We start from the raw sequence: 1,969 nt of genomic DNA, 5'->3' as shown, positions 1-1,969 counted from the left end.
TTAACACACCAGTGCCATCACATACAGGGCAAGGCTCACACAAGGTTTGCCCCAAGCTTTCAGTGGTACGCTTACGTGTCATTTCAACCAGGCCAAGCTCTGAAACGCAACTTACCGTTGTACGTGCATGGTCTCGCTCAAGCATTTTCTCTAACATTCGTAGAACCTGGCGCTTATGTTCCTCATCCTCCATATCGATGAAGTCGAGAATGATAATCCCGCCAAGATTTCTTAAGCGCAATTGCCTACCAATGGTCCTTGCAGCTTCGAGATTGGTCTTGAATATGGTCTCTTCAAGATTACGATGCCCGACAAAACCGCCGGTATTCACATCAATCGTGGTCATAGCTTCGGTTTGATCAATGATTAGATAGCCACCAGACTTAAGTTGAACCTTTTTTCCCAGCGCCTTCTGAATTTCATCATCAACATTATATAAATCGAATACAGGTCGTTCACCTGGGTAATACTCAAGCCGCTTACTAACATCAATGAGAAAGTTTTCGGAGAACTCCTTTACAATCCCATAACTTTCTTTTGAATCGATTCTAATTTTCTCGGTTTGAGGCTTTACCAGATCTCTTATCGCACGTGTAAACAGCGGCAAATCCTGATAGACAACAGATGGAATTGCGTTCTCTTTGATTCGCTGCTTTAGTTTTTTCCAAAGGCGCTCCAGGAACTTTATATCTGCCGTAAACTCATCTTCTCCTGCACCTTCGGCCGCAGTACGCACAATAAAGCCCGAGCCTGCCTCTTCGTTATCTACCTGACAATTCAAAACAAGCTGCTTTAAGCGCTCACGCTCTACTTCATCTTCGATACGTTGAGATATACCAATATGTGAAACACTTGGGATATAAACCAAGTAACGGCTAGCAATTGACAGCTGAGTGGTTAAACGGGCACCTTTCGTACCAATGGGATCCTTGATGACTTGAACAACAAGCTCTTGACCTTCGCGCAACAATAATGCGATATCTGCATTATTCTCACTTTCGCCAGTTTCACCGACTTGTGGGTTAGAGGTGATATCAGAAACGTGTATAAATGCGGCGCGCTCAAGACCAATATCAACAAATGCAGCCTCCATTCCAGGAAGCACACGGACTACTTTTCCTTTGTAGATATTACCAACGAAGCCACGACAACTTGAACGCTCGATATACACTTCTTGCAGCATTCCGTTTTCTACAAGCGCTACACGAGTTTCAACCGGCGTAACGTTAATTAAAAGCTCTTCACTCATAGCACTACCTGAAACTTTCCTGTCAAAATAATAAGATTAGCAGCTATTGAAACGAAGCGGCATATCAAAGCGTTTTTTTATTATCGCAATGCAAAAACAAGACGGTCGGTGAAAATTAATACAAAAGGCCAAACTAAGGCGCTTGATAGTGCAGCTCCCAGATAAGACATATTATTATCGACAGCGCCAAGCGCTCCTCTGATAGTCATCACAATCATCAACAAAATTCCGATAATAAAAAATATTACCAAGGACTGCTGTAGTACCGGAAACATTTTTAAGCGTTGATGCATCGTCAAAACCAAATAAGAGACGATACAGCAAGCAATTATATGAATACCGAGATAAGTACCTGACAGCACATCCATGATTGCGCCCACAATAAAAGCAGAAAACAGACCAATACGTTCGGGGTGCCTCAATAACCAGTATATCAAAGTCAATACCATCCACTCAGGACGAAAGGCAAGTAGCATTTGCGGCATTGCTAACAATTCCAATACGGCAGCTGCGGCGAAAGACAATGCAACGGCCACCCAACTTACTCTCGACTGAGTCATTCGTTTACCTCGTCAGACGCATGCTGCTTAGTACTAGATTGTTCTTTATTCTCATCGATGACGGTACTATCGTTTTGCCCCTCTTTAAACACCAAAAGCAAGAGACGACTTCTATTCAACTGTGCTTCAGGCCTGGCGCGAACCTCTGCAAAGGAGCGTC

The 1,969-nt window shown here is 43.5% G+C and carries 2 protein-coding genes; both read right to left on the bottom strand.

The genetic code is table 11. From position 1 onward, the window contains the following. Nucleotides 1–1,249: ribonuclease G (rng, locus tag A3757_RS15130; protein WP_068739873.1), on the bottom strand; the 1,249-nt coding region annotated here is incomplete at its 3' end. An 80-nt stretch (nucleotides 1,250–1,329) separates the two neighbouring features. Continuing rightward, the gene (gene mreD / locus A3757_RS15125) at nucleotides 1,330–1,809 is read right to left on the bottom strand and encodes a rod shape-determining protein MreD (RefSeq protein WP_068507580.1); all 480 of its coding nucleotides are present in this window, start codon (nucleotides 1,807–1,809) and stop codon (nucleotides 1,330–1,332) included. Nucleotides 1,810–1,969: the final 160 nt, after the last annotated feature.

Source organism: Oleiphilus sp. HI0117, from assembly GCF_001635235.1.
The sequence above is the reverse complement of the archived record's forward strand: the minus strand, read 5'-3'. Positions and strand labels throughout refer to the sequence as shown.

Bases quoted from the DNA above. Each gene is read 5' to 3' on its own strand.
- mreD (WP_068507580.1), bottom strand. From the start codon at position 1,809: ATGACTCAGTCGAGAGTAAGTTGGGTGGCCGTTGCATTGTCTTTCGCC.